At 58.3% G+C, this 1,284-nt stretch carries 1 protein-coding gene; it reads left to right on the plus strand.

Features of this window, described 5'->3' with window-relative positions:
• Window positions 1–87: 87 nt before the first annotated feature.
• A protein-coding gene (locus tag N5K27_RS28860) for an IS3 family transposase (protein WP_087841031.1) occupies window positions 88–1,223 on the plus strand; the annotation gives its coding sequence in 2 pieces (ribosomal slippage) (window positions 88–343 and window positions 343–1,223; 1,137 coding nt in all).
• Window positions 1,224–1,284 lie beyond the last annotated feature (61 nt).

A 1,284-nucleotide genomic window follows, 5' to 3' on the forward strand; every position in this document is an offset into this window, starting at 1 on the left:
AGAGGTGGCGGCGGAAATTCAGACAGTCCGATAAGTGGAGAGCTCTGGGCCTGATCCGGCGATAATGCCGGTAAAGGAACCAGAGAGATGACCAAGAGAACGAGACGAACACACTCAGCGGCGTTCAAGGCCAAGGTGGCCTTGGCGGCGGTCAAGGGGGATCGCACCCTGGCCGAACTGGCTCAGCAATTTGATGTGCATCCGAACCAGATCACGGAATGGAAGCGGCAGTTGCAGGAGAAGGCGGCGGACGTATTCGGGTCGGCAGGACAGAGCAACAACGAGCCGCCGGCCGATCTGAAGGTGCTACATGCCAAGATCGGCCAGCTCACGCTGGAGAATGATTTTTTAGAAAGCGCGCTCACCAAGGCGGGATTGCTGAGCGCAAAGCGATGATAGACCGTACGCATGCACTGCCGGTGTCACGCCAGGCCAAATTGGTGGGGATTGCTCGATCGAGCGTGTATTATCAGGCCCGGCCTGTCAACGATAGAGATCTGATGTTGATGCGCCGGATCGACGAGCTGCATCTGGAGTTTCCGTTTGCCGGGGCCCGCATGCTGGCGCGGCTACTGCGCCGTGACGGCCATGAGGTCGGCCGACGACACGTGGGCACCCTGATGAAACGCATGGGCGTTAAGGCGCTGTATTGCAAGCCCAACACGAGCCGGCGCAACGTCCAGCACAAAGTTTGGCCGTACCTGCTGCGCGATATGCGGATTAACCGGGCCAATCAGGTGTGGGCGCTGGATACGACCTATATCCCGATGGCTCGGGGCTTTGTGTATCTGACCGCAGTCGTAGACTGGGCCAGTCGCAAGGTTCTGGCTCATCGGGTGGCCATCACGCTGGAAGCGGTGCATGCCGTTGACGCCTTGGAAGAAGCCTTTACCCGCTACGGGTTGCCTGATATCGTCAATACCGATCAGGGCAGCCAATTCACAGCCAGCGCCTTCACTGAAGCGGTACAAAGCCGAGGCATCCGGTTATCCATGGATGGCAAGGGAAGCTGGCGCGACAACGTGTTTGTCGAACGGGTATGGCGCAGCATCAAGTACGAGGAGGTGTATCTGAAGGCCTACGAATCGGTCAGCCAGGCCAGGCAGTCCATCGGGGCGTATATCCAGTTGTACAACCAGAGGCGCCCTCACTCCAGTTTGGCCGATCAGACCCCCGATGAGGCATACTTCGCGATGCTGCCTGCGATTAAAACGGCAGCATGATGTGCCCGGAGCGTTCCACTTAAAATCTCAAAATACTGTCCAAACAACCGGAGCCACCTCT

The organism is Pigmentiphaga sp. GD03639 (assembly GCF_029845405.1).
In the GTDB taxonomy this organism is placed as follows: Bacteria; Pseudomonadota; Gammaproteobacteria; order Burkholderiales; family Burkholderiaceae_B; genus Pigmentiphaga; species Pigmentiphaga daeguensis.